21 protein-coding genes are annotated in these 25547 nt (G+C 55.5%); 15 read left to right on the forward strand and 6 right to left on the reverse strand.

Features of this window, described 5'->3' with window-relative positions; all coding sequences use genetic code 11:
- Nucleotides 1-359: 359 nt before the first annotated feature.
- The 3 genes from ACLD72_RS29115 (at nt 360) to ACLD72_RS29125 (ending at nt 3301) form a co-directional block, all read left to right on the forward strand.
- Nucleotides 360-1271 (forward strand): D-alanyl-D-alanine carboxypeptidase family protein, encoded by a 912-nt coding sequence (locus ACLD72_RS29115; protein ID WP_410995667.1) that lies wholly within the window; start codon nt 360-362, stop codon nt 1269-1271.
- Nucleotides 1272-1586: 315 nt separating this feature from the next.
- Nucleotides 1587-2450 (forward strand): ABC transporter ATP-binding protein, encoded by an 864-nt coding sequence (locus tag ACLD72_RS29120; RefSeq protein WP_410995668.1) that lies wholly within the window; start codon nt 1587-1589, stop codon nt 2448-2450.
- A gap of 8 nt (nt 2451-2458) precedes the next feature.
- Nucleotides 2459-3301, forward strand: coding sequence for a hypothetical protein (locus tag ACLD72_RS29125; RefSeq protein WP_458476412.1), 843 nt, complete (start codon nt 2459-2461; stop codon nt 3299-3301).
- Between the two features lie 387 nt (nt 3302-3688).
- Here the strand turns inward: ACLD72_RS29125 and ACLD72_RS29130 are convergent, their stop codons facing one another.
- Complete coding sequence (locus ACLD72_RS29130) at nt 3689-4591, reverse strand: transposase (protein ID WP_458476414.1); 903 nt, start codon at nt 4589-4591, stop codon at nt 3689-3691.
- 489 nt (nt 4592-5080) lie between these two features.
- Between ACLD72_RS29130 and ACLD72_RS29135 the strand changes: the two genes are divergently transcribed.
- The 5 genes from ACLD72_RS29135 to ACLD72_RS29155 all read left to right on the forward strand — a co-directional run bounded on the left by ACLD72_RS29135 (nt 5081) and on the right by ACLD72_RS29155 (nt 11878).
- Nucleotides 5081-6442: an FAD-dependent oxidoreductase gene (locus ACLD72_RS29135; protein ID WP_411003846.1), complete on the forward strand. Its 1362-nt coding sequence runs from the start codon at nt 5081-5083 to the stop codon at nt 6440-6442.
- Nucleotides 6443-6684: 242 nt separating this feature from the next.
- Nucleotides 6685-7530 (forward strand): formate/nitrite transporter family protein, encoded by an 846-nt coding sequence (locus tag ACLD72_RS29140; protein ID WP_411003847.1) that lies wholly within the window; start codon nt 6685-6687, stop codon nt 7528-7530.
- 336 nt (nt 7531-7866) lie between these two features.
- Nucleotides 7867-9936: a molybdopterin-dependent oxidoreductase gene (locus ACLD72_RS29145; protein WP_411003848.1), complete on the forward strand. Its 2070-nt coding sequence runs from the start codon at nt 7867-7869 to the stop codon at nt 9934-9936.
- Between the two features lie 135 nt (nt 9937-10071).
- Nucleotides 10072-11298 carry an MFS transporter gene (locus ACLD72_RS29150; protein ID WP_411003849.1) on the forward strand — a complete coding sequence of 409 codons (1227 nt, stop codon included), beginning with the start codon at nt 10072-10074 and terminating at the stop codon, nt 11296-11298.
- Nucleotides 11299-11389: 91 nt separating this feature from the next.
- Nucleotides 11390-11878 (forward strand): GNAT family N-acetyltransferase, encoded by a 489-nt coding sequence (locus ACLD72_RS29155; protein ID WP_411003850.1) that lies wholly within the window; start codon nt 11390-11392, stop codon nt 11876-11878.
- 80 nt (nt 11879-11958) lie between these two features.
- On the opposite strand, the gene ACLD72_RS29160 is transcribed toward ACLD72_RS29155, so the two are convergent.
- Complete coding sequence (locus tag ACLD72_RS29160) at nt 11959-12219, reverse strand: DUF2164 domain-containing protein (RefSeq protein WP_251591780.1); 261 nt, start codon at nt 12217-12219, stop codon at nt 11959-11961.
- Nucleotides 12220-12380: 161 nt separating this feature from the next.
- Here ACLD72_RS29160 and ACLD72_RS29165 point away from each other — a divergent pair, with 161 nt between their 5' ends.
- Complete coding sequence (locus tag ACLD72_RS29165) at nt 12381-14069, forward strand: glutamine--tRNA ligase/YqeY domain fusion protein (protein WP_411003851.1); 1689 nt, start codon at nt 12381-12383, stop codon at nt 14067-14069.
- Between the two features lie 408 nt (nt 14070-14477).
- Here ACLD72_RS29165 and ACLD72_RS29170 read toward each other — a convergent pair whose 3' ends face one another.
- Both ACLD72_RS29170 and ACLD72_RS29175 read right to left on the reverse strand, forming a co-directional pair.
- Entirely contained in the window at nt 14478-15458 is a 981-nt protein-coding gene (locus ACLD72_RS29170) for a LacI family DNA-binding transcriptional regulator (RefSeq protein ID WP_411003852.1), read from the reverse strand.
- Between the two features lie 227 nt (nt 15459-15685).
- The gene (locus ACLD72_RS29175) at nt 15686-16861 is read right to left on the reverse strand and encodes an MFS transporter (protein WP_458476418.1); all 1176 of its coding nucleotides are present in this window, start codon (nt 16859-16861) and stop codon (nt 15686-15688) included.
- A gap of 179 nt (nt 16862-17040) precedes the next feature.
- Here ACLD72_RS29175 and ACLD72_RS29180 point away from each other — a divergent pair, with 179 nt between their 5' ends.
- Nucleotides 17041-17688: a molybdenum cofactor guanylyltransferase gene (locus ACLD72_RS29180; RefSeq protein WP_411003854.1), complete on the forward strand. Its 648-nt coding sequence runs from the start codon at nt 17041-17043 to the stop codon at nt 17686-17688.
- Here the strand turns inward: ACLD72_RS29180 and moaA are convergent.
- Nucleotides 17685-18692 (reverse strand): GTP 3',8-cyclase MoaA, encoded by a 1008-nt coding sequence (gene moaA, locus ACLD72_RS29185; protein WP_411003855.1) that lies wholly within the window; start codon nt 18690-18692, stop codon nt 17685-17687. The genes ACLD72_RS29180 and moaA overlap by 4 nt on opposite strands.
- Nucleotides 18693-19024: 332 nt before the next feature.
- On the opposite strand from moaA, the gene ACLD72_RS29190 reads away from it, so the two are divergent.
- On the forward strand, nt 19025-19714 hold the full coding sequence (locus ACLD72_RS29190) for a molecular chaperone (protein ID WP_411003856.1): 690 nt from the start codon (nt 19025-19027) through the stop codon (nt 19712-19714).
- Between the two features lie 19 nt (nt 19715-19733).
- Here the strand turns inward: ACLD72_RS29190 and ACLD72_RS29195 are convergent, their stop codons facing one another.
- On the reverse strand, nt 19734-19859 hold the full coding sequence (locus ACLD72_RS29195) for a hypothetical protein (RefSeq protein ID WP_411003857.1): 126 nt from the start codon (nt 19857-19859) through the stop codon (nt 19734-19736).
- Nucleotides 19860-19968: 109 nt separating this feature from the next.
- Between ACLD72_RS29195 and cls the strand changes: the two genes are divergently transcribed.
- The 4 genes from cls to ACLD72_RS29215 all read left to right on the forward strand — a co-directional run bounded on the left by cls (nt 19969) and on the right by ACLD72_RS29215 (nt 24994).
- The gene (gene cls / locus ACLD72_RS29200) at nt 19969-21477 is read left to right on the forward strand and encodes a cardiolipin synthase (RefSeq protein ID WP_411003858.1); all 1509 of its coding nucleotides are present in this window, start codon (nt 19969-19971) and stop codon (nt 21475-21477) included.
- A gap of 192 nt (nt 21478-21669) precedes the next feature.
- Complete coding sequence (gene fni, locus ACLD72_RS29205) at nt 21670-22698, forward strand: type 2 isopentenyl-diphosphate Delta-isomerase (protein WP_458476422.1); 1029 nt, start codon at nt 21670-21672, stop codon at nt 22696-22698.
- A 1142-nt stretch (nt 22699-23840) separates the two neighbouring features.
- Complete coding sequence (locus tag ACLD72_RS29210; protein ID WP_411003871.1) at nt 23841-24401, forward strand: ECF-type riboflavin transporter substrate-binding protein; 561 nt, start codon at nt 23841-23843, stop codon at nt 24399-24401.
- Nucleotides 24402-24505: 104 nt separating this feature from the next.
- Nucleotides 24506-24994 (forward strand): GNAT family N-acetyltransferase, encoded by a 489-nt coding sequence (locus tag ACLD72_RS29215; protein WP_411003870.1) that lies wholly within the window; start codon nt 24506-24508, stop codon nt 24992-24994.
- Nucleotides 24995-25547: the final 553 nt, after the last annotated feature.

Here is a 25547-nt window from a genome sequence, read left to right on the forward strand (position 1 = left end):
GCCGCGGCGAGGGGAAACGCCGCGGCGAGAAGGCGCACGCGCAGCGCGGCTCCGGCGGAGGCGCTGCGCGTGCGCAAGGGCAGAGCCGCCGTGGCGAAGCCGGACGCGGCGGCGGGCGCGGGCGCCGGGGGCGGTAGCCCGGCGCCATGGCGGCGGCCCGCGCAGGCGGGGCCCCGAGCCGGATTGCTGCGCCTCGCTTGCGCGGCGCAGATGGCACATGCCCTTGCCCACACCGTTGTTATTTTCTATGCAACTTATTGCGTAAGGTTTTCGTTAAAATTATAGATAAAATGAAAAACGACACTAAATGGTTTGTTGCTTAAAGCTACTAGCGATCGACCTAATGGGGAGGAACCAGGATGTACAGCAAGAAAGGCACGCTGACGGCTGCCATCACCCTAATGGTGGCGGCGGCGCTTTTTGCGGGCTGCGGAGATAAAGAAGCGGGTGAGCCGCAAGTTTCGTCTCCGGGGACGGGGAATGCTGCAGAGGCAAACGGCGGGGCAGCCGCCGGAGGAAACGACGCAGCGGGAGCCGAAACAGGGGATAGCGGCGCAGTGAATCCTGATGATAACACGAATAGCCCGGCTGATTCCGGGGCGGCGGATGCAGGCGCGGGGAACGGGCCGGCAAATTCCGGCACGGACACGGACAGCGGTCAAAGCGTGGACACGGCTGCGGCCTCCGATCCATACAGCAGCGCCGTCTTGATTAACAAGCAGTTTGCCCTGCCGGATGATTATGAGCCGAAGGATCTCGTATATCCCGATGTCCGGTTTACGTTCAAGGAAAAAATCGAAAAGCGGATGATGCGCAAAGAGGCGGCGGAGGCATTGGAAGAGTTGTTTTCCGGCGCCGAGAAGGACGGCATTTATCTCGCTGGCGTATCCGCGTATCGTTCGCACAGCACGCAGACCGCTTTGTTTAACCGTTACGTGAAGAAAGACGGCGAAGAAAAAGCCAAAACCTACAGCGCCGTTCCCGGTCACAGCGAGCATGAGACGGGGCTGGCGATCGACGTTTCGGGCAGCGACGGTAAATGCGCGGCGGAGAGCTGCTTCGGCGATACGAAGGAAGCGGCTTGGCTGGCCGATCATGTGGCGGAATACGGCTTTATTATCCGTTATCCGGAAGGCAAAGAGGACATTACCGGGTATAAATACGAACCATGGCACCTCCGCTATGTCGGTAAAGAGATCGCGGCGGATATTGCCGAACGCGGCATTACGCTGGAAGAATATTATGATGCTGTGCCGGTATCCGGGCAGTAAGGATTACAGTATTAACAAACAAGAAATAAACATCAAAAAGGGCGCCTGATGGCGTCCTTTTCGTGTGTAACGATTTGATTGGATTTTTCCAATAGGAGGATGTTATTCATCGTGGGGCGGATGTTATGACTGCGTGAGGAACAGGGCCGTTAAAGGGTGAAAATTTTATTTAACAGTTGACAAATGATAATGATTATCAGTATCTTTAAAGGTGAAGATGAAATATAAATGAAGTCTTGATGAAGCTGATAGCTATGAGCGTATAGATACTGAATGATGAGAAATTAACGGCTGCACACGGAAAGGAAGAGTGCCATGGTTTCATTGAAAACTTCCCATTTGGATATTGCCTATGAGGACCGCCTGATCGTCGAGGACTTGAATATTTCCATTCCGGAAGGGAAAATTACAGCGCTGGTTGGCGCCAACGGCTCCGGCAAATCCACAGTTTTAAAAACGATGGCGCGGATTTTGCAGCCAAAGGCCGGGACTGTACTGCTGAACGGCAAATCGATTCATAAGCAATCGACCCGGGAAGTCGCCAAGCAGTTGGCCATTCTGCCGCAGAACCCGACGGCGCCGGAGGGGCTAACGGTGTATGAACTGGTGTCGTACGGACGTTTCCCCCATCAAAAAGGCTTTGGCGGGTTAAAGGCGGAGGACCGCAAAATTGTCGAGTGGGCGATCGAAGCGACGAGAATGGGCGAATTTACCGACCGGGCTTTGGAGCAACTGTCCGGCGGGCAGCGTCAGCGGGCCTGGATCGCTATGGCGCTGGCCCAGGAGACCGATATTTTGTTCCTCGATGAACCGACGACCTTCCTCGACATGGCGCATCAACTGGAAGTGCTGCAGCTGCTAGAGGAATTGAACGCGTCATCGCAACGCACGATTGTGATGGTTGTGCATGACTTGAACCATGCCGCGCGCTACGCCCATTATATGATCGCGATCAAAAAGGGCCAGGCTGTAGCTTCGGGAACTCCTGAAGAGGTGGTCACTTCCCCCGTGCTGCGCGACGTGTTTGGCATTGAAGCGGATATTGTGACGGACCCCCGCAGCGGGGTGCCGCTGTGTCTTCCTTACGAGCTCTACCGCGCCGCTACCGAAGGCAAAGTTCGTCCTGCGGCCAAGGACGGGCGGGAGGAACCGGAGCGTAAAGTGGTTTCGTTCCAGTAGCTTAGCTTATGCGGCGGGAAGAAACCGGGCTGGAGGAAAAAAGAATGCCAATCGATTATGAGCTGCTTGAACAGCAATTGTGTATCGTGACGAAGGAACGCCAAGACGCTCTGCTCACAGTGCCGGCAGCCGGACTGACGGATCGTGAACGGATGGAGTCTTTTCTGAAATTTTACCAGGAGCAGATTAAGGGGCTCGATATCCAGGTTGCAGCGACTTATTTCGCCTCAGCCTGGCGGGTGGTGTGCACAGCGCTGCAGTATATGCTGTCTGTGACGCCGAGCCGGCTCCGTTTTTCGCTTGAAAATGTTACTATTCAGGTTGCTGTAGTCAATCAGTTTCCGTGGGTTTATTTCGTGTTGAACGATCCGGAGGAAATGCCTTGGCCGCAAGGAGAACGGGACGCGTGGCGGGAAAATGAGCTGGGCGGATTCTATCTGGAGGTCTTGCGCCCGGTGATGGAGAGCATCGCCGCTGTATCCGGGGTGCCGCTGACGCAGCTGTGGGGGCAACTTCCGCTGGGCGTGCAATATTACGTCCGCGCGATCGCCGGCAAGCTGGAGGATGAGGCGCAGCGCTCCCGGCTGCTGGAGGATTACGACTATCTCGCCAAAGAACTGCCTGCATCATGGTTCGGACTGAAGCGGAATCCTTTTAACGTCAAGGAAGTTTTGCTGGATGATCCTTACCGGCTGGGCGAGAAAACGCCCATGAAGCCCACTTGCTGCCTAGCCTACCGGACGGATACCGGGCATGGCTATTGCTACGGCTGCCCGAAGCTGACCAAGCAGGAAAGAGAAGCCAAACGTCTCGAGATCATGGAAAAAATGGCCGCTTCCCAAGCGCAGTAACTCGACTGCCGCTGCGTGGAGCGGCTTTATTTTTTTATTAATTGAGACTCAACCTAATAATTAGTGCTTAATAGTCAAGCCGGTGGGTTGGTCGGCAGGATCAACATCCGCTGGCCAGACGCTTTGCACGATTATCCCGTTTGATCATGAAACAGAGAAGAAGATACACATTCAGGAGAAGGATATAAATTTGAGAGAAGCGGATATATTCGGGGTAAGCATACATGTTCGAGATCATTAGACCGGTTTAGAAGAAAGAGGTCTAGGAGAAGGGAAGCAGACTTGACGGGAGGGATGGGGCAAGACACCGGAAAAAATGAAAAGACCGTGATCATACTGCAGCCTGAATCCGTTTGCAGCAACGTCTGTACCGTTCAAGCATTTCTATTAGGCTGCAGCCGCAAGGGGCTGGTTCGGTTGGCGCGCGATCAGTCGGCGGTAAGGGATCGCCGGAATCGCCACACACATGCGCAGCAACTTCTGCCGCATCGTTTCTTTCGCTCCGGGCAGGCGCAGCCGGCGGCGTCCGGTATACTCGTTCAGGTACGCCTGCAGATGCTTCAGTCCCAAGGCTATATATGTACTCTTCAGCGATTCCCACGCTTCTCTCACCACTTTCCGCAAGGGCGCATACAGACGAAAGGCTAGAGGGAACGACTGTACTACCGATGTACGGACATCCACATGCCCGTTGATGAACGCGGCGAGTTCGTGACGGTTTGCCCTTTGTCCGTCTCCTCTTTTATGCGGCACCAGGCGGATTTTGACCTGCTCCGGCTCGCCCGACTCCGTGACCGTGCAGCCCGCTATAACCGCCGTGGCATACGGATGCGTAAACTGACACCGGGACGGATCGCGCCCGTACAGATCGCTGTTTACTTTCACGTCTCCGCAGAGCAGTTCCCGGGCATCGAATTCCCCGACGGCATGGCGTATTTTGTGAAGCATCAACCAGGCGGTTTTGTAGGTGACTCGGATCACCTGTCTCAGCCGCATCGCCGAGATGCCGCCCTCAAGCAGGAACAAATCCAGGGCCTCGAACCACTTGAGCAGGGGCAGATGCGTTCCTTCAAAAATCGTACCGACCAAAGCCGACGTTTGATGCTTGCACTTTCCGCATTCGAACAAGGGGATATGCCTGGAAGTCAGACGGCTGCACCGGGTGTGAGCGCAGCGCGGGCAGACAAAGCCGTTTGGCCACTTCATCGCGATTAGCGCCTCCATGCAGTCCTGCTCGCTGTGGTAACGGCTACTGAATGGTTGAAGCTCCGTTCCCGCATTGGCTTCCATATCCGCTCACCTCCCAAATCAAGAATTTACGTACATATGTTCTTTTTATTTAATCATATCAAACATATGTTCTATTTTCAAGCCAAAAATCTCACCTAAACCGCTTCATTTTTTTTCTTATTTCTTCTTTTCATTATCCCGTACACTAGCCCCCACCCCCCGCCCCCTGAACGAAGGGGATAATCGTGCAAGGCAGCAAGCAGAGACACCAAAACACCAAGACACCAAGACACGAACGCTATAGACAGCCACCTCAGAGCCGAAGTCATAATTTAATTCGTCAAGCAATGATCCCGGTTTTGAGCCTTAATTAAAATTGTGAATATTTTAAAAAAATCTATTCACCGCTTGCAATGTGAAAAATGTCACACTATAATATAAGACATAAGGTGAAACATTTCACAAAAATGCAGTCACTTAAGTGAACACTTTCACATTTATGTCTGAATATGTGAAAAAATAAACAAACATTTCGAGGAGGAAACCATCATGAAAGTTGCAGTTATCGGATGTACACACGCAGGCACGGCCGCCATCGTCAATATCGCCAAATTATACCCGGAAGCGCACATTACCGTTTACGAACGGAACGACAACATTTCGTTCCTGTCGTGCGGGATCGCGTTATACGTCGGCGGGATGGTAAAAGACCCGCAGGGCTTGTTTTACTCCTCGCCGGAGCAACTGGCGGAGCTGGGGGTTCGCACGAAAATGCGCCATGAGGTGGTAGCGGTCGATACGGACGCCAAAACCTTGCTGGCCCGTAATTTGGTCACCGGTGAAGAATTTGAAGACACGTTCGACAAGTTGGTCGTTACGACCGGATCGTGGCCAATCGTGCCGAAATTCGCGGGCATTGAGCTGGAAAACATCGTGCTTTCGAAAAACTTCAACCATTCCAATACGATTATCGAAAAGGCCAAACAAGCGAAAAATATCGTCGTCGTAGGCGCCGGTTATATCGGTGTGGAACTTGTGGAAGCTTTTCAGTTGAATGGCAAGCAAGTTACCTTGATCGACGCGGAGGACCGGATTCTGAGCAAATATCTGGACCCTGAATACACGGACAAAATCGAGCAATCGCTTAGCGATCATGGCATTCAACTGGCGCTTGGACAAAAAGTAACCCGCTTCGAGGGTGAGGAAGGCAAGGTAACCCGAGTCGTAACCGATCAGGGAAAATATGACGCCGATCTGGTGATCATGTGCATCGGCTTCCGTCCGAATACCGGGCTGCTTCAAGGCCAGGTGGATATGCTCGACAACGGGGCGATCATCGTGGACGAATACATGCGCACCAGCAAGCCGGACGTTTATGCGGCGGGCGACAGCTGTGCGGTATTCTACAACCCGACCGGCAAGCATGCCTACATTCCGCTCGCAACAAACGCGGTCCGTATGGGGACGCTGGTCGCCCGCAACCTGGTGGCGCCGACCGTAAAATACCTTGGCACCCAGGGAACCTCGGGCATCAAGATTTATGAGGACAACATCGCGGCAACCGGTTTGACGGAAGCGGCCGCCAAGGATGCGGGGCTTGAGGCCGCAGCGGTGCTTATAAACGACAATTACCGTCCCGAATTTATGCCGACCCATGAGCCGGTTACGCTGAAGGTTGTTTACGAGCCAAACACACGGCGCATTCTGGGCGCGCAAATCATGTCGAAAGCGGATTTGACCCAGTCGATTAATACGATGTCGGTATGCATTCAAAACGGCATGAAGATGGAGGAGCTGGCCTTTGTCGACTTTTTCTTCCAGCCGCATTACAACAAACCGTGGAACTTCTTGAACAGCGCCGGCCTTGGAGCGCTGCCGGAAGTGCCGAATAAGCAGCCTGTACACGCTTAACCGAGGAGAAGGAAATGGCAACCTTCGCCTCGAAGCGGCCGCAACTCGCCGACGGAAGAAGCCTCGCGCTTCGGATGTCGGCTTTTTTACTTGAAGAAGAGGTACACGGTTGCGGTGGATTACTGACAGAATAAATGTGAATTTTTTCACCTCTCGTGATTTATGTTACTTATTTGGAGGAAGCGGGAACGCTACAATAGACTCGGGCATTAAAGTGAAATGAATAGAAGGAGACTTGAATCATGGCTTACTATAAACCCGCGCAGATTGCCGAAGTGACCGTGGAGAACGGGATAAAAAAGGCACACAATCCGCTGCTGACCGTGCTGATCCTCGGGTTTCTCGGCGGAGCGTTTATCGCTCTCGGTTTTCTGCTTGATATCCGCGTCATCGCCAGCGCTCCGGCGGAGTGGGGGAGCTTTGCCACATTCATTGGCGCGGCGGTGTTCCCGATCGGCCTTATTCTCGTGCTATTGGCTGGCGGAGAGCTGCTGACGGGCAATATGATGGCCGTTCCGTTGGCCCGGATGGCAAAGCGGATTTCGACCGGCGAATTGTGTAAAAACCTGGTGCTGATCACATTGAGCAATTTTGTCGGAGCGCTGTTTGTCGCTTATTTTTTCGGCCATGTCGTCGGATTGACGGCAAGCGGGCCGTATTTGGATAAACTGGTCGATATGGCGGGGCATAAGCTGGACGACAGCTTCCTGCAGGCGTTTGTTTCCGGGATCGGCTGCAACTGGCTGGTGGCCCTGGCCGTCTGGCTGTCCTACGGTGCCGATAATATGAGCGGCAAAATCCTCGGTATCTGGTTCCCGACGATGGCGTTTGTCGCCATCGGTTTTCAGCACGTCGTGGCCAATATGTTTTTGATCCCAGCGGCTATTTTCGAAGGATATTTCTCCTGGGGAGAATATCTTGGCAATTTCGTCCCGGTCTGGCTCGGCAATTTGACCGGCGGCGGGCTGTTCGTGGCCGGGGCGTATTGGACGGCTTATTTGAAGGATCGGGGAATGAAAGCCGACTCCGGCGCAGGCCAGGAGGCAGGGGCTTCCGTATCCGCCAAGGCGGGCAGCAAAACGGCTTAGGGCGTAAGTGCTTAAGGTCTAAGTGCTTAAGGCGTAAGGTTAAAGGTATATGATTTAGGGTGTAGCCGGAGTAGCTCCATCGCTGGCATGATCCGTATAGGCCGGCATGATCCGCGCATTCCGTGAAGGCACGACAGGCCGCTTCCTCATTATTGGTTTGTGAGGGGCGGTCTTTTTTTGTGCAGCTTCATTGGAAAAAATCCAATAGATTCCGCTTAAATCACCATTTTGAGCCCCTTCGAGCTTGATCTATTGGAAATATCCAATCAAGATGTCGCGGCAGTAGACAAACGCAAAAGCTTTTTTCTACAATAGCTAAGACAGGAGGGGATGGAAATGATCCACGAAGAGAACGGGGTGTTTCCGGCGGTGTGCCCGCTGGATTGTCCCGATACTTGCGGCTTGCTGCTTCATAAAGAGAATGGAAAAATCGTGAAGGTAACGGGCAATCCCGATCATCCGGCGACCCAAGGGGCGATTTGCAACAAAGTCCGCAATATGGCGGAGCGGGTCTACCATCCGGAACGGGTGCTTTACCCGCTTAAACGGGTAGGGGCTAAAGGCGAAGGGAAATTCACGCGGATTTCCTGGGAAGAGGCGATGGCGGAAATCGCCGGGCGATACAAGGAGCTTATCCGTGAGCATGGGCCGGAGTCGATTATGCCGTACAGCTTTTACGGCAATATGGGGATTCTCAGCGTCGACGGGATGGACCGGCGCTTCTTCCACCGCCTGGGCACGACGCAGCTGCAGCAGGGCATTTGCAATTCCGCGGGGAACGCGGGATGGAGATATACGATGGGCTTCGGCGGCGGGACCAGCCCGGAAGAGACGGTAAACGCGAAGCTGATCATCGTTTGGGGAGGCAATCTCGTCAGCACCAACATGCACCAGGTCGCCCTGATTGAAAAAGCCCGCAAACAGGGGGCGCAGCTGGTCGTGATCGATGTGCATCGCAACCGCACCGGGCAGCGGGCCGACTGGTTTATTCCGCTGTATCCGGGAACGGACAGCGCCCTCGCGCTGGGGATCATGCACGTGCTGTTCGAGCGCGGGCTCGTGAACGAACCGTTCCTGGAGCGGCACACGACCGGTCACGCCGAGCTGCGCGAACATGTGAAGCAATATACGCCGGAGCGCGTTGCGGCGATCACGGGCGTGCCGGCGGAAGACATCGTGAAGCTGGCTGTCCTGTACGGCGAGACTTCGCTGGCCTACATCCATATCGGGAACGGCCTGCAGCACCACGATAACGGCGGCATGACCGTGCGCACGATCAGCTGCCTGCCGGCGCTGACCGGCCAGTGGCTCGTAGCCGGCGGCGGCGCGTACAAGTCGAACGGCGCTTACGGGAAAATGAACGCGGCCGCGCTGGAACGGGCCGACCTGCGGCCAAATCCGGGCGCCCGCACGGTGAACATGAACCAGCTTGGCGAAGCGCTGCTGACGCTCGATCCGCCGATCCGCGCGCTGTTCGTGTACTGCTCCAACCCGGCGGTGGTCGCGCCGAATACCGCGAGGGTGGAGCAGGGCTTACAGCGGGAGGATCTGTTCACCGTTGTGCACGACCTGTTCCTGACGGACACGGCCAAATACGCCGATATCGTGCTGCCGGCGACGTCCTCTTTTGAGAATACCGACTTGTACAGCTCTTATTGGCATCATTACGTCCAGCTTCAGGAGCCGGTCATTCCGGCCCGGGGCGAAAGCAAAAGCAACGTCGAGACGTTTAAGCTGCTGGCGGCGGCGATGGGCTTCGAGGAGGAAGCGTTCCGGGACAGCGAGGAGGATATGATCCGGCAGGCGCTGCAGTTCCCGCATAACCCTTATTTGCAGGGCGTTACACTGGAAAAGCTGCAGGAGCAGCGCTTCGTGAAGCTGAATATGGAGCACAAGCAGCATTATTTGGACGGCTTAAAGACACCTTCGGGAAAAATCGAGCTGTATTCCGCCGCGATGGAAAGGGCCGGCCAGCCGCCGCTGCCCACTTATGTGCCGCTGCGTGAGGGCTATGACGGCGAACGCCGGCCGGGCGAGGGAGAGGTTTACCCGCTGATGTTTATCTCGCCGCCGAACCACAGCTTCCTGAACTCGACGTTCGGCAACGTAGAGAAGCTGACCGCGCTCGAAAAAAGCCCGCTGCTGCAAATCCATCCGCGGGACGCGGCGGAGCGCGGCATTGAAGACGGCGACGAAGTAACGGTGTGGAACGACCGCGGCAGCTACCTTGTAAAGGCATCCGTCACCGACAAAATGCTGCCGGGCATCGTCGTCAGCCAAGGGCTATGGTGGGAGCAGGAAGACGGACGCCGCACGCGGGCCAATGCCCTCACGCCCGACCGGCTTGCCGATCTGGGAGGAGGCGCGGTGTTTTTTTCCACCGTCGTTAATGTAAAGCGGCAATAGATGTACTTGCCTGGCTTGCCCTTTTGAGCGATACTATTGTAATCTGGGCAATGTGCTAGAGTGCGGAGAGCCCCTGGGGGCTCTTTTTTTATGGATATATACAGAACTGCATGCACAGAGGGGAGGAGTAACGGAATGAAATGGCTGAGTGCTTATCCGCGCGAGGTTAAAGTTTTTTTGGTGGCCAGTCTGATCAATTCCGCCGGCGGTTCTTTAATGTGGCCGCTGATCACGATGTTCGTGTTTAAAATATTGGGCAGGTCGGTGACGGATGCGGGTCTGGTCATTCTGGTCATGTCCCTGGGCGGCATCGCCGGCCAGCTATTGGGCGGGGCCCTGTATCACCGGCTGGGGGTCACGCGGCTGATTGTGGGCGGGCTTGGCCTGAACGCGTTGTTTTTGCTGCTCCTGCCTTACGGCAGCGGCAACTGGGCTTTGTTCATGCTGCTGATTGCTATGGTCGGCTTTTTTAACTCGATGTCCATGCCGGCAATCCAAGCCTTCATTGGCTTTCGCTTCGCGGAGCGGCGGGGCGAGCTGTTTAACGTCATTTATGTGGCGAACAACATCGGCGTTGCCGTAGGTACGGCGCTCAGCGGCTTTTTGGCGCAGATTTCCTACGATTTGAGTTTTATTCTAAACGGGCTGACATCGGCGGCATTTGCGGTTTTTTTCTGGTTTTATTTGAACAAAGTTCAAAAAAGTCAAGGCGAGCTGCATGTGGAAAAACGTAAAACCGTAGCGGAAGGCCAGAGCGCTTGGACGTTGATGAAATGTTATCCGGTTTATTTGTTTATGGGGATTGGCTCATTTTTTCTGTGGCTGGCCAATTGCATTTGGAACAACGGCGTATCGCCGTTTACGATCTCCCAGGGGATGCCGGAATGGAACTACAGCGTGCTGTGGACGCTGAACGGGGTGCTGATTTTTGTCGGGCAGCCGTTCGTGCTCTGGATCAAGCGCACTTTCGCTGGTTCGCCGCAAGCGCAGATGACGGCCAGCGCCTTGTTTTATATGCTCGGTTACGTGACCATTTTAGGTTTTCACACTTATCCAAGCATGGTGCTGGCGATGGTGCTGACGACGTTTGGGGAAATGCTTATATCGCCGGCGATTCCGTCGTTTATTTCTGACCGTACGGGCAAGGGGGCTCCTTTTTACCTCGGTTTGGTCGGAGGGATGGGGGTTGCGGGCCGGGTGGTGGGGCCTTACGCGATGGGCGTGTTGTTCGATTGGAACGGACTGGTCCCGGTGGCCTGGTTGGCGGTGGTGATTGCGGTGCTGGCGATCGGCGCGTTTCTAATCCATGCGTTTATGAACCGGGAAGGCCGGGAGACGACCGGCATCGCATCGGGAATGTAAGACCGCCCTTAGGCAGGGTGTTGACCATGAGGTCTGCGAAACGTGTAAAATGAAGAAAAAGACGTAAAGCTTTAAAAGAGGAGGGAAGCGGATGAAAGGCGAAGTTTGGACACGTTTGTCGGAAATGCGCGATGCGCCTGCTTTGATGGAGATCGACCGGCTTGTCTGGGATGTGCGGAACACACCGGCCGAGCGGCTCGTCTGGGATTCGCGCGAGCAGTTTTTGCAAAGCTGCCCGCCGGGGAGCCAAATCGTGGCCGGAATCGGCGAACAAGTCTGCGGCTACATCGGCTTTAAACCGCCGACCCCGCTGCCGAGCAATACCCATGTGCTCGAGTTGAACATCGCCATCCATCCGGAATGCCAGCGGATGGGAATCGGGCGCACGTTGATGGATGCGCTGCTGGCGTTCGCCGCGCAGCGGGGCGTACGCAAATTGTGCCTGCGTGTACTGGCCAGCAATCCCGGGGCCGTGGCTTTTTACGAAAGCTGCGGATTTGTGGAGCAGGGGCGGCTCGTTGGCGAGTTTTTTATAGGCGGACAATATGTGGACGATATCTTAATGTGGCGCAAGGTGTAGTGCCGGAGGCGCTTCAAACTCCGGCAGCCGCCACGGGCGGGGCGCCCGGGATTTGCTCCGGTAGAGTCGGGTGGCGCTAATTAACGCGGCAACTGGGGACGAACCTCCAGGGCGTAAATATCCTCTTCCAGGTTGACCATGCGCTCGTTCAACACCTGGCGGCAATCCGCCAACGCCTGATTATATACATACGGCCCGATGCGGGTCAGAAAAAAGTCAAGCACCCCGTCCGCCGCAAGTTCTCCCAGCGTTTCGCCGCGTTCCTCCTCAAAAAATTGCTGAATTTGGGGGATTACCAGGTTGCGTTGTTCTTTTGTCAGATGGATGGGCTTTAAAGGCATGGTTCGGTCGCTTCCTTTCGCATGATGGTGTGATATATTGATTTTATCTTAGCAGAAAATTGCCGCCAAAGCAGGCGGATGCGCCAGGCCATTGAACAATTGCGGAGATATCGGTATATTTAGAAGAAGAAAATCGGGGATAGTATACAGATACTTATGAAATGGAAAGGTTGATACCTGTGGTAAACAACAGCACCCCTCCCAATTTTATTAAAAACATTATCACGGAGGATCTGAAGAGCGGCAAAGTGCAAACCGTGGTGACGCGTTTTCCTCCGGAACCGAACGGTTACTTGCACATCGGACACGCCAAAGCGATCTGGATCAATTTTACGTTGGCCGACGAGTTCGGGGGACGGACGCATCTGCGGTTCGACGATACGAACCCGGTCAAGGAAGACGTCGAATACGTCAATTCGATCAAGGAAGACGTGAAGTGGCTCGGCTTTGAATGGGAAGAGCTGCATTTCGCTTCCGATTATTTTGAGGAAATGTACAACCGCGCCGTGCTGCTGATCAAAAAGGGCAAGGCTTACGTGGACGATCTCAGTGCCGACCAAATCCGCGAGCTGCGCGGTACGCTGACGGAGCCGGGGCAAAACAGCCCTTACCGCGACCGTTCGGTGGAGGAGAACCTCGATCTGTTCGCGCGGATGCGGGCCGGTGAATTCAAGGACGGCGAAAAAGTGCTGCGCGCCAAAATCGACATGGCTTCGCCGAACATCAACCTGCGCGACCCGGTCATTTACCGCATCGTGCATGCGTCACACCACAATACTGGGGACAAATGGTGTATTTATCCGATGTATGCGTTCGCCCATCCGCTGGAGGACGCGATCGAAGGTGTGACCCATTCGCTGTGCACGTTGGAGTTCGAGGAGCAGCGTCCGTTCTATGACTGGACGATCGCCGAAACGGAAATGCCGAAGGTGCCGCATCAATACGAGTTCGGGCGGCTGAATCTGCTGCAGACGGTGACGAGCAAGCGGAAGCTGAAAATGCTGGTGGACGAAGGGTATGTGGACGGCTGGGACGATCCGCGCATGCCGACGATTTCGGGATTGCGCCGCCGCGGGGTGACGCCGGAAGCGATCAAGGCGTTTGTGTATGAAGCCGGCATTTCCAAGGCTTACGGCAGCATCGATCCAAAAACGCTGGACCATTTCATCCGCGAGGATCTGAAGCTCAGAGCGCCGCGTACGATGGCGGTGCTCGACCCGCTTAAGGTGGTCATTACGAACTACCCGGAAGGGCAAACCGAAATGCTGGAAGCGGAAAACAACAGCGAAAACCCGGACATGGGCAACCGCCAAATTCCTTTCTCGCGGGAAATTTACATTGAACGCGAGGACTTTATGGAGAACCCGCCAAGCAAGTATTTCCGCTTGTTCCCGGGCAACGAGGTTCGGCTGAAGCACGCGTATTTCATCAAATGCAATGACGTGATCAAAGACGCGGACGGCAACGTGGTTGAAATCCACTGCACGTATGATCCGGAAACGAAAAGCGGCAGCGGGTTTACCGGCCGCAAGGTGAAAGGCACGATCCACTGGGTGGATGCAAGTTCCGCGGTGCCTGCCGAGTTCCGCCTGTACGAGCCGCTGATTATGGACGAGGAAGCGGATGAGGACACCATCGAGGAGAAGTCATTCCTCGATCTGGTCAACCCGAACTCGCTGAAGGTGGTGCACGGCTTTGTCGAGCCAGGCTTGAAGGATGCGAAGCCGCAAGACAAATTCCAATTTTTCCGGCATGGCTACTTCAACGTGGATACGAAATATTCGGAGCCGGGCAAACCGGTGTTCAACTTGGTCGTCTCGCTGAAGAGCTCGTTCCAATTGCCGAAGTAAAGCGTGTGGCAGGGAGCTGGGGAGCCGGCAGTTTAAGTAATGAAACACCGCAGGTTCCTCGCGGTCTGACGCCACAATGTTCTGATTGGAAATATCCAATAGAACTGGAAAATTAATGGTAGATATGACGACTTGATTGGATATTTCCAATAGATTAGGCCCTGAAGGGCGTAAAAAGGGCGGTTAAAGCGAAATCTATTGGATTTTTTCCAATGAGAGCTCAAGATGGCGTTCGATTTCCGTCAATCTATTGGATTTTTTCCAATCGATACCGCCTGTAAGTGCTGCTATTTGACCGAAAAGGCGTTCGCTTCCCGGATAAACCGGGAGGGAGCGCCTTTTTCGCCTTTGTAAATTTTTGTTGGCAGAAAGGCTTAAGCCGTTCCTGACCGCTCGCCCTCTCCCCCCTCACACCGAGCCGCGCTCGATGAACCGGAAGCCGAGTTCCTCGCTGACCGGGCCCGGCTGCTGGCCGGCAAGCTGGCTGCGCACGCTATCGAAGGCGCGGGCGCCGATTTCGGACAGCCGGTTGTCGATCGTTGTGATACCCAGAACGGCGGAGATCGGCTGGTTGTCGAAGCCGATGACGGCGAAATCGCCGGGGACCTCAAGCCCCTGGCTGCGCGCGGCCAGGATGAAGCCGGCGGCCACCTGGTCCCCGGTGATGAGCAGGGCATCGGGCCGCTCCGGCATGGCCAGCAGGTGTTCGACAAGCGCGGCGCCGTCCCCGATGTCATAGCAGCCGTCCAGCACCCATTCCTGGCGGGGGCTGCCTCCCAAGGCCAGCAGCGTGTCGTTGTAAGCCTGCAGCCGGCGATGCAGGCTGGGACTGTTGCGGCGGCGGCCAGCGGTGAATCCGATCCGGCGGCGGCCTTTTTCCCATAAATAAGTGATCGCCTTCTGAAAGATGGCGTAGTGGTCGATGTAGACGGACGACAGCGGCCGGTCCCGCACGGCTTCACATAACGCGATCGGGCCGTAAGCGGCGTAGGCTTCCACTTCGTCCAGCGGCAGCGACCGGGAACAGATCACCAGCCCGTCGATCTGCTTGTTGCGCAGCATCTCCAGCACCTTCCGCTCCTCATCGGGCCTGTAATCCGTCTGGCAGAGCATCAGCTGGTAGTTGTGAAGCAGCGCTTCCTGCGCCATCCCTTCCATCATCCGGGCGAAATAGTAGAGATTGATGAGGGGCAGGACGACGCCGATCGTCCGGGTCGTGCCTTTGATCAAATGAACGGCGTTCATATTGCGCGAATAGTTCAGCTTGCGGATCGCTTCCTCCACGGCTTGCCGCTTGGCTTCGCTCACATAGGGGTGATCGTTCAGCACGCGGGAGACGGTCGTGACGGAGACGCCGGCCGCCTCAGCGATTTGCTTGATATTCGGCAATGGGGCCAACTCCTTTCCGGTTTGCAGGGCGGCAAGTCCGGGAAAAGGCCGGTTTTGCCCACGCCGCAAAGCTTCAAACAGGCGAAAAATCCAAAAGCAGCGCTTGCTCTGGAATGCATTTCATAATTTACAATGAATATGCAGTCAGAAAAACAATGCATTCCATCCGGCGTAACCTCGGCGTAGGGCGTAACGCATGGAATGCATTGTTTTTGCCGTATCCAAGGTTATCGATGTTCATACCGCCCCATGACCGGCGAGTAGCCGTTTTTGTGGATACGATACCACATGGCCGCATAACCGAGCGCGCCAATGAGGGACAATCCCATCCCGGCACGATACATGACGCCGCCGCCGAAGTTCTGGTACAGCCAGCCCCCGAAAAAGCCGGCAATCAACGCGGCGAGCCCGCTGAGCGCAAGCGTATAAACCGCTTGTCCGGCAGAACGCAGCGGGCGCGGCAGCAGCAGGGCGATCAGTTTGATGCCGACATAGAAGAAGCCGCCGAACGTGACCGAGTGCAGCAGTTGAATCAGCATGATCTGCACCGGCTGGGTCGCACCGGACATCAAATTCCATCTTAAGGCGAACAGCAGGCTGACCGCTGTGATGCAGCCGAGCAGAAACGTGATTTTCCGCTTAAAGTAACGGTCCAGCACGACAAAGGCAAGTATTTCAAAAGCCGTGGACAGAAAAACCGCGCCTCCGACTTCCAGGCGGGAACCGCCCAGGTCGGTGATAAACAGCGGCATGAATATGACGTTGATCGCGTTGGGAATAGCCACCAGCATACCAAATACGGCAAAAGCGACAAAGTATTTATACTGCAGCGTCCGCGCCAGCTCAACCCCTTTCAGCCACGGCGTATTCGACGTTTGGCGGATGGACGGCAGCAGCAGCGCGGACCCGATCGCCAGCATCAGGCAGATGCTGAACAGTAAAGAGATGCCGTTATGGCCCACCGCGTCAATGATCTGCCCGGCCCCCAGGGCGACAAGGCTCCAGCCGAGCGAACCCCATAACCGGAAAGCTCCAAATTTCCGCTCGTCCCCTTCCGTGTAGCTTAAAACCAGACCATTGCTTTGCGAGAGAAGCGGGCTTTGAAAAAAATAAAGCAAAATCATCGCCAGATACAGCATATGAAACGTATTCACTTTAAACACCAAATGGCCCATGACGAGCAGGCCAAGCATCATGGCGATCAGAGCGGCCCGCGGATTTTGGCGCAGATCGCTGATATACCTCCAAAACGGGTGAGCAAGCAAAGAGATGAGCGGCCCGATGGCCATCAGGCTTCCGATCTCCAGCTTGTCCATACCGATATCCTGCAAATATAATTGAAAAAAGGCGGCGAAAATGACCATCGTTCCGTAAACGAAAAAGTTAAGCAGCCTTAGCGGCATCCATGAGGAGGGCGAATATCGTTGATTGTCCCGCAAACGCGCCATTCCTTTCTGTCCGAGTCCATAACGCAACCGAAAATAAATAATTGACTATGTTCTCAATGTAACACAGAGGTGAAAAGGGATACAAACCAAGTTTTCTACAATTTACCAATATTTATAAATGGGAGGTTTGTTTTATGGAGGCAACAGCCGTCATCCTGGCGGGGGGAAGATCCAGCCGAATGGGCGAAAACAAGGCGCTCATGGAGCTTGGGGGAATCGCCGTTATAGGAAAAATCATCCGGGAGCTGGAGCCGATAGCCGGTCGCATCGTGATCGTGGCGGACGACCAGGAGGCGTACCGGGCGTTCGGCAAAGAGGTCATAACCGATATGTACAAAGGGGCTGGGCCCATGGCGGGGTTGCATGCCGGGCTGACAAGCTCGGCTTCAGCCTGGAATATCGTCCTGGCCTGCGATACGCCGTTTGCCAACCGCGGTTTGTTCCAAGAACTGCTCCGCCAGGCCCGGCAGGCGGAGGCCACAGCCGCGCGGGAAGGCGAGAGCTCCGGTCCCGAAGCGGTGATCGCCCGCACGGGAGACCGGGTCCACCCGCTGCTGGCGGTATACCGGCGCAGTGTGCTGCCAGGGCTGGAGCGGGAGCTGCGCCTCGGACATTACAAAATGACCGCGTGGCTGGACGGGCTGCGGACCGAATATGCCGACGGGGAGACGCTCGCCGCCGCTGCGGGCCTTCCGCAGGAATGGCTGGCCTTCAATATGAACCGGCCGGAGGATTATGAAAAAGCCAAAGCTTGGCTCGAAAAAGCCCAGGGCCCGCTTTAACCGCCGATTTGCGACATGCGGCGCACGGTTGGCGTATGGCTTTGCTGTTTTTCCTCCAGCGCCAGGGCCATTTCATGGTTTTTCGGCTTGCTGCCCAGCGCCTTCAGGAACATCGCGCGGATGCCTTCCCGGTCGCCGGCGGCGGCCAGCGGGCGGACATGCAACTCGTCCGACCAGTACAGGCAAGCTTTAATGTGGCCGTCTGCGGTCAGACGCAGGCGGTTGCAGTTGTCGCAAAAATGTTCGCTGACCGGATGGATCAGGCCAAATGTTCCGGCTGCGCCGACAATTCGCTTGCTTTCGGCCGGACCGTTTCCTCTCGGGCCGGCCACTTCCTCCGTTTCCCAGCCGGCTTCCCGGCACACCTCGTCAACGGTGGACAGCGGCAAATAGGTGCTGCGCCAAGAGTCGGTAGCGCTGCCGATCGGCATATATTCGATGAACCGGACATGCAGCGGCTTATCCAGCGTCAAGGCGATAAAATCGCGGATTTCATCGTCATTGACCCCTTTCATCAGCACGACGTTCAGCTTGATGGGGTCCAGGCCGATGTCCACGGCGGCCTGCAGCCCTTCCAGTACTCTCCGCACTTCTCCCCCGCGCGTGATCATAGCGAACCGGTCCTGGCGCAGCGAGTCCAGGCTGATGTTGACCCGGTTCAGGCCCGCTTGCTTGAGCGCGGCCGCTTTGCCGGTCAGAAACATTCCGTTCGTCGTCATGGCGATATCTTCAATGCCCGGGATTCCCGAAAGCATGGCAATTAATTTGTCCAAATCTTTGCGAACGAGCGGCTCGCCCCCGGTAATCCGGATTTTGCGCAGGCCCATCGGGGCAAGCGCCGAAACGGTTTCGGCGATTTCCTCATAGCTCATAATTTCATCATGCGGTTGAAAAGCCACACCCTCTGCCGGCATGCAATAAACGCAGCGGAGGTTGCAACGGTCGGTCACGGAAATCCGCAGATAATCGTGTTTTCGGCCGAAAGAATCAAGAAGCTGCTCCATACGGAACGCCCCCTTTCTTTTTGGTGCTTCAAATTTAATATATATGCTGCTGATCAGTCAATGCGTTGACACACACTGTTCAAGTATATTTTGCGGCGCAGGGCGATAGAATGTTATCAAAGACAAGTGTAAAAAAAATCACATAAAGCGCTTACATTGCCTGTTATAATCAAAGCAAGCGATACGTGACCCCCTTAATCATGTGTCGGTATATGCGATTGAGATGATTTCCGGCATAGAAGGAAGTCATCTTTTTTTCAAAAACCTGCTTCGTGATCAAAAGATGACTTTTTGAACAACCTCTTAAGAAGAAACAAGGAGATGACCTTCCGATGGCAATGACTTATCCACCGTTTGTTTTTACCCAGGAACAAGTTGAGTGGCTGGAGCGGCGCGGGTGGGGTTACCGGGTGTTGATGGATTTCCTGAGCCGTCCGCCGAGGATGTCCTTGATCGCTCATTGGCGATATAAAGCGGAGCTGATCGGCCTCATTCCGGCGAGCCGGGGCGGGCGCAAACTGATCGGCTATCTGAAAAGCATCCCCGAACAGGAATTCCGCCAAGTTTGCAGCAGGGAAGCGGCGGAATACGAACGCCTGTTTACGGGCCGTGACGCTGCAATGACTTCCTGCGAAAGCCTGTTTCGCCGCAGGACGGAAGGAACCGACGCATTTGCCTGCATCTCCGAGGTGCGGAAAATATATATGGAAAACGGCGTTGTATTCAATAAATTAAACGGGGAGTGCGACGATCATATTGCGCTGGAGCTGGAATTTATGGCCGTGCTGGCCGAAGGCATGCTCAGCAAGAGCAGCCTGCCGCACACCTGCCTGACGCTGGCGGACGTGCAGATCGATTTTCTGGAATCCCATCTGCTGAAATGGGCCCGGCCGTTTGCGAATGAACTGATGCTGGCTTCGAGCAGTCCGCTGTATACGGGGCTGGCGGAGCTGCTCGAAGAATTTCTGGACTATGATCTGCGGCAGCTCCGGCGGTGGCGGGATACGCAGACGCCGGCCTAGGACTTGGCATCCTGGCCGATCATTTTCCGGGCGTAAACGGCTCTGACCAATGTCCATCAGGCGTCCGATCGGCCGCAGGGCCGTTTACGAACTGACCGCTCCGGTATTTCTCCTCTTTCTCTATCGCCCTCTTTTTAAATCTCATCCTTCCAAACTCCCATCTCTATAATATTTGGCTCTTGCCAGTAGGAAGAAAAGCAACCATCATGTAGAATAGAATCAGCATCACCTGAGAGAAAAAAAGGAGTACAGGCATGAGACGGGGACTTCAAATCATTATTATTGCGGCGATTCTGTTTGCTTTTTACTATTTCGGATTTGGCGTCTTCGGGAAATTCGGGGGTACCTTGGTCAGTATATTTCAGACGCTCACGGTCATTACGATCGGCTTGGCGATTTTTATGGAGAACCGGAATCCGTCCAGTACGGTGGCCTGGATCCTGGTGCTGGCCCTGTTGCCGGTGGTGGGGCTGCTGCTTTATTTTTTGCTGGGACAAAACTATTTCAAGCGGCGCAAGTTTGACAAAAAGGCCGAGTTGAACCAGCTTAGTTTTGAACGGATCCACTTCAACGGCCATATGCTGCCCCGGGATTTGTCGCAGTTCAGCCCAAGCCAGCAACGGCTGCTGCAATTGTCGCAGCGGCTGGCCCGCACGCCTTTTTCCATGGCCAGCCGCACCAGGGTGCTGACGAATGGAGAAGAGACGTTTTCGACGCTGCTGAAAGAGCTGAAAAAAGCGCGGCACCACATTCATATGGAATACTACATTTACCGTGCGGACGACATTGGCCGGGAAATTCAGAAAACACTGATCCAAAAAGCCCGGGAAGGCGTCGAAGTGCGGTTCATGTTCGATGCGGTCGGCAGCATCGGTCTGTCAAAAGCGTTTATCAAGGAGCTGCGGGACGCCGGGGTCAAGGTCGGCATTTACGGGCAGATGCGCTTTCTGGCGCTGTCCAGCCGGGTCAATTACCGCAACCACCGGAAAATCGTCGTGATCGACGGCAACACCGGATTTATCGGCGGGCTTAACGTCGGGGACGAATATTTGAGCCGCAGCAAAACGTACGGTTTTTGGCGCGATACGCATATGCTGGTCAAAGGCGAGGCCGTCCGGTCGCTGCAAATTATTTTTTTGCAGGATTGGCAGTACGTGACCGGGGAAGAAATTATCGACCTCGCATATTTGTCGCCGGAGCTGGAGCAGGGCTGCAGCGGCGCGGTGCAGATCGTGCCGAGCGGGCCGGACAACGAAAGCCGGACGCTGAAAAACATCTTTTTCGCCATGATCACCTCGGCCAAAAAATCGGTTTGGCTGGCGACGCCGTATTTTGTTCCGGATGAGGACATTTTGACCGCGCTGCGGGTGGCCGGGCTGGCGGGCATCGACGTGAGGATTTTGTTCCCGGCGAGGCCGGACAAATGGCTGCCGTTTCTGGCGTCGCATTCGTATTTTCCGTCGCTGCTGGAGGTCGGGGTGAAGATTTACGAATATGAAAAAGGCTTTCTGCATTCCAAGCTGCTGATCGTGGACGGCGAAGTGGCCACCGTTGGCACGGCCAATATGGACATGCGCAGTTTTCATTTGAATTTTGAGGTGAACGCGCTGCTTGTGCAAAGCGACAGTATCGCCAAAATCGTGGAAAATTTCGAACGCGATCTGCTGTCGACGAAACTGATCGACCGGGCAAGCTTTATGAACAAAAAAATCTTGGTCCGTCTTGCGGAATCCGCGGCTCGGCTGCTGTCGCCGCTGCTGTAGCGTTTCTTGCGGCCGGGGCGGCCGGGAGAGCCACGGCGGACGGGGTAAACTAAGGATAAAGCATAAGCGGGAAACCTACGCAGAATCCAAGTAGAATCCTATCAACATTCAAGCAAAATTTAAGCAAAGCTTAAGCGGTATCTAAGCCGAACTAAATTACAATAGCTATCGCGGTCAAGGAGGGAGCGGAACATGGAGAATACGTCCGAACGCAAAACCGAACATATCCGCTTATGTCTGGAAGAGCAGGTTAATGCCGAGGGGATCCGCACGGGGTTTGAAAAATATATGTTCCGGCATAATGCGCTGCCGGAGCTGAATTTTGACGACATCAGCCTGAAAACGACATTTTTGGGCGCACCGATTCGGACACCGCTGTTGATCAGTTCGATGACCGGAGGCAGCAAGCTGGCCGGACAAATCAACATTCGCCTGGCCGAGGCCGCGGAGCGGCGCGGCTGGACGATGGGCGTCGGCTCGATCCGGGCTGCCGTGGAAAGGGAGGAACTGGTGCCTACGTTTGCGGTGCGGCGCTTCGCTCCGAACATCCCGATCATCGCCAATTTGGGTGCGGTGCAGCTGAATTACGGCTACGGCCCGGAGGACTGCCGGCGGGCGGTGGATATTGCCGGAGCGGACATGTTGGTGCTTCACTTGAACGGCCTGCAGGAGGTATTCCAGCCGGAGGGGAACACGGCTTTTGGCGGGCTGCTGGCGCGCATTGAGCAAGTGTGCAAGGCGCTGCCGATGCCGGTCGGCGTGAAGGAGGTCGGCTGGGGCATCGACGGCGGCACGGCAAGACGGCTGCGCGAAGCAGGCGTCGCTTTTATCGACGTGGCCGGCGCGGGCGGGACAAGCTGGAGCCAGGTCGAGAAGTTCCGCAGCGGCGACCTTGTCCGCCGCGCGGCGGCGGAAGCATTCGCGGGTTGGGGCATCCCCACCGCCGAATGCATCCGCGAAGTGCGGGCGGCGGTCCCGGACGCCGCCCTGATCGGCAGCGGGGGCCTGAACACCGGCGTGGACGCGGCCAAAGCGCTGGCGCTTGGCGCGGACCTGGCCGGGTTCGGCCGGGCGCTGCTGGAACCGGCGGTGCATTCGGAGGAGCGGCTCGACGCGCTCCTGGAGCGCGTCGAGTTCGAGCTGCGCACCGCCATGTTCGGCATCGGCGCCGGGAGCATACCGGCGCTGCGGAGCACGGTGCGGCTCGTGCGCCGGGAGTAGGCGCCGGGCCGGCGCGCAGGATGTCCGCGCCGTGCTGGCGCGCTGGATGGCCTGCCGTGCTGGCGCACTGGATGGCCTGCCGTGCTGGCGCACTGGATGGCCTGCCGTGCTGGCACGCTGGATGTCCCGCCGTGCTGGCGCGCTGGATAGCCCCGCCGTGCTGGCGTGCAGGATGGCCCGCTGTGCTGGCGCACTGGATGTCCCGCCGTGCTGGCGTGCAGGATGTCCCGCTGTGCTGGCGTGCAGGATGGCCCGCCGTGCTGGGGCGCAGGATGGCCCGCCGTGCTGGCGCGCTGAATGGCGTGCCGCCTTATGGCCGGCCTGCTCGGGGCCGGTTGGGGCGGCACTCCCGGTCCAGGCCGGGGTTGGGCGACCCAGGTATAGGTTAGGCCAACGCTTCGTCATAAGTCGGGCCAGCCAGCCTATGGACTAACGTCCCTGGGGGCCCGTTTGACTCCTGTATTGGGGGATAGCCCCAAGCCAGAGCTTTCCTTGTCAGGCATCCCGCGATTAGCGGTAATTTTTGTCGCTATTTTAATGTGAGAAGCCAAAAATCTCTGAATAGCGGTAAAATTTCCCTCTATTTTGTTGTGAAGGGGCTGAAATCCGCACTTTTACCCCCGCCCCTACCCAATAACGACATAAAAGTCCGCTATTTTTCTCGTGCTGCATTTTGGCGCGTAATAGCGCCTTTTTTTACCGCTATTTTTGGCTCGGTGGCCACTTCCCATAAAAGATACCCGGAAATCTAACGGTTGTAGCAGCTGCTATTTTACGAAAAAAGGCCTTTTTTAAATTCTAACGGTTGTGAGCGCCGTTATTTGCCTTAATCTAAGCAAAATTGGCCGGGTTTAAGTGAAATAAGCACCATGGCAACCGTTAGAATAGTTGTGTGGCTAGAAAATGTATCTTGTCAGACCAGATTTGATGCAACGCTAGTGCGCGGCAGTGGCTAGCCCCCTATTTTTCGTTGCATTTCCGCAAATTCCCTATTATATTGAAGGGTAATATCGGCCTGCTGGGACGGCATCCTTCCATGAAACAGCGCATATGGTTGCAGACAGGCCGGCAAATATACACAGGAATCGAAAACCGGAGTGCCCGGCTTTTCGTCTTTTCCGTAACGCAAGGGGGGAACGGCTATGAAACCATCATTGTGGACATGGAATACAAGTACGGTGGTGACGGTCGGCGTCGGGGCAGTGCTGTACGCGGCAACCAGTTGGATCGGCATCCCGATCGTGGCGGATACTCAGCTTCGGCCGGCCATCGCGCTGCTGGCGGTATTCGGGGCGTTGTTCGGGCCGGTGGTTGGATTTATCGCCGGGTTTATCGGGCATGTCATTAACGACCTGATTACGAGCGGCACTGTGTGGTGGGGCTGGGCGTTGGGTTCGGGCATTACGGCGGCCTTTATGGGGATGGTTTACATATTCAAGGGTTTCAATGCAAGGGAAGGGCGAATGAATAAAGGCCATCTGATCCTGTTTGCCGTTTGCGGAATCGTAGGGATTTTTGTTTCCCTGGCTTTTTCCGGCTTGTTTGATATCTTCGTGATGGGCGAGCCTAACGATAAAATCGTCGTGGAGGTTGTAACGGCAGGTCTGGCTAACGTCGTGGTATTTCTCATTCTCGGTCTTCCCGCCGTGTGGGCCTATGCCAAACGCAACCGGAGCAGCACAAATTTGAACGTGGACAGATAGTGGCCCGTGAAGAGTATGCAGTATGTGATTTTATCGGTTCCGACGTGATGGACCTGCGGGGCTATCCGTTTTAAAACAAAACAAATGGTAAGGTGGGGACTTTCATGGTTCAACTGATTCCGATGAGCGACGCCGATTACCGTGATTTCCGCAGCCGGTCGGTCCGCGATTACGCGGAGGATAAGGTGGCCGCCGGAACGTGGACGGCCGAGGATGCGCCGGCGCTGGCGGAAGCGGCCTTCCGCCGCTTTCTGCCGGACGGCAGAAATACGAAGGAGGCCTTTCTCTATCTTGTGCACGACGCTGTACGCGAGGAGGCGGTCGGGCATCTGTGGTTTAACGCCATGGAACAGGAAAAAGGGCGGATTGCTTTTATTTTGGACATTTTGATCTACGAGGAGCATCAAGGCAAAGGTTACGGCAAAAGGACGATGGCCGCGCTGGAGGAAGAGGTTCGCCGGCTGGGCCTGGACACCATTTCGCTGCACGTGTTTGGCCACAATCAAAGAGCGTTCGAACTGTACCGGAAGATGGGGTACGAGGTGACGGACATCCAAATGACCAAAGTTCTGGCGGGGGAAACCGAGGCTTGACGGCCTAGACTAACTTGGGGCGAAGGTAAGCCGCCAGCGACATGGCAGCGTCTATATAAGTTGAACTAAAGAAATACGGAAGTTAGGCAAGAGGGTTCAATATTCTAAAAGAGTCACATTTTAGAATATTGAACCTAGGGGAAATGATTCTGAAGAAACTCAAAGCTTTCTGGAAGAAAGCTACATCGGAAGCATATGCTTGGTCGCCTTTGTGAGCGGATTTCTTCAACATCTGAAGTTAAATTAGAGAAATCCGAGAACAACAGCGATCGTAAGAACATTTCACACGGCTGCCCCGGTCTGTACAATCAATAGTTCAATTTATATAGCTGCGGGGATCGGCCGAAAGTACCTTCCGATGGGGTCTAGCCGCGAAAGTGTTGGACTGGTAACGCCCTACCGGCGGTGCCCGGCAGCCGGATGGCCTCCGTCATGCCGCCAGTCAACATGCCGCCAAACCGCCGGTTTTCGGGATGTCCTTGAAATATCTTCGGCGTATCGGTACTATGGTTGAAGGAAGATGAGCAATTACATGAATGAGGAGTTGTCATAA

It is taken from the genome of Paenibacillus lacisediminis (assembly GCF_046567315.2).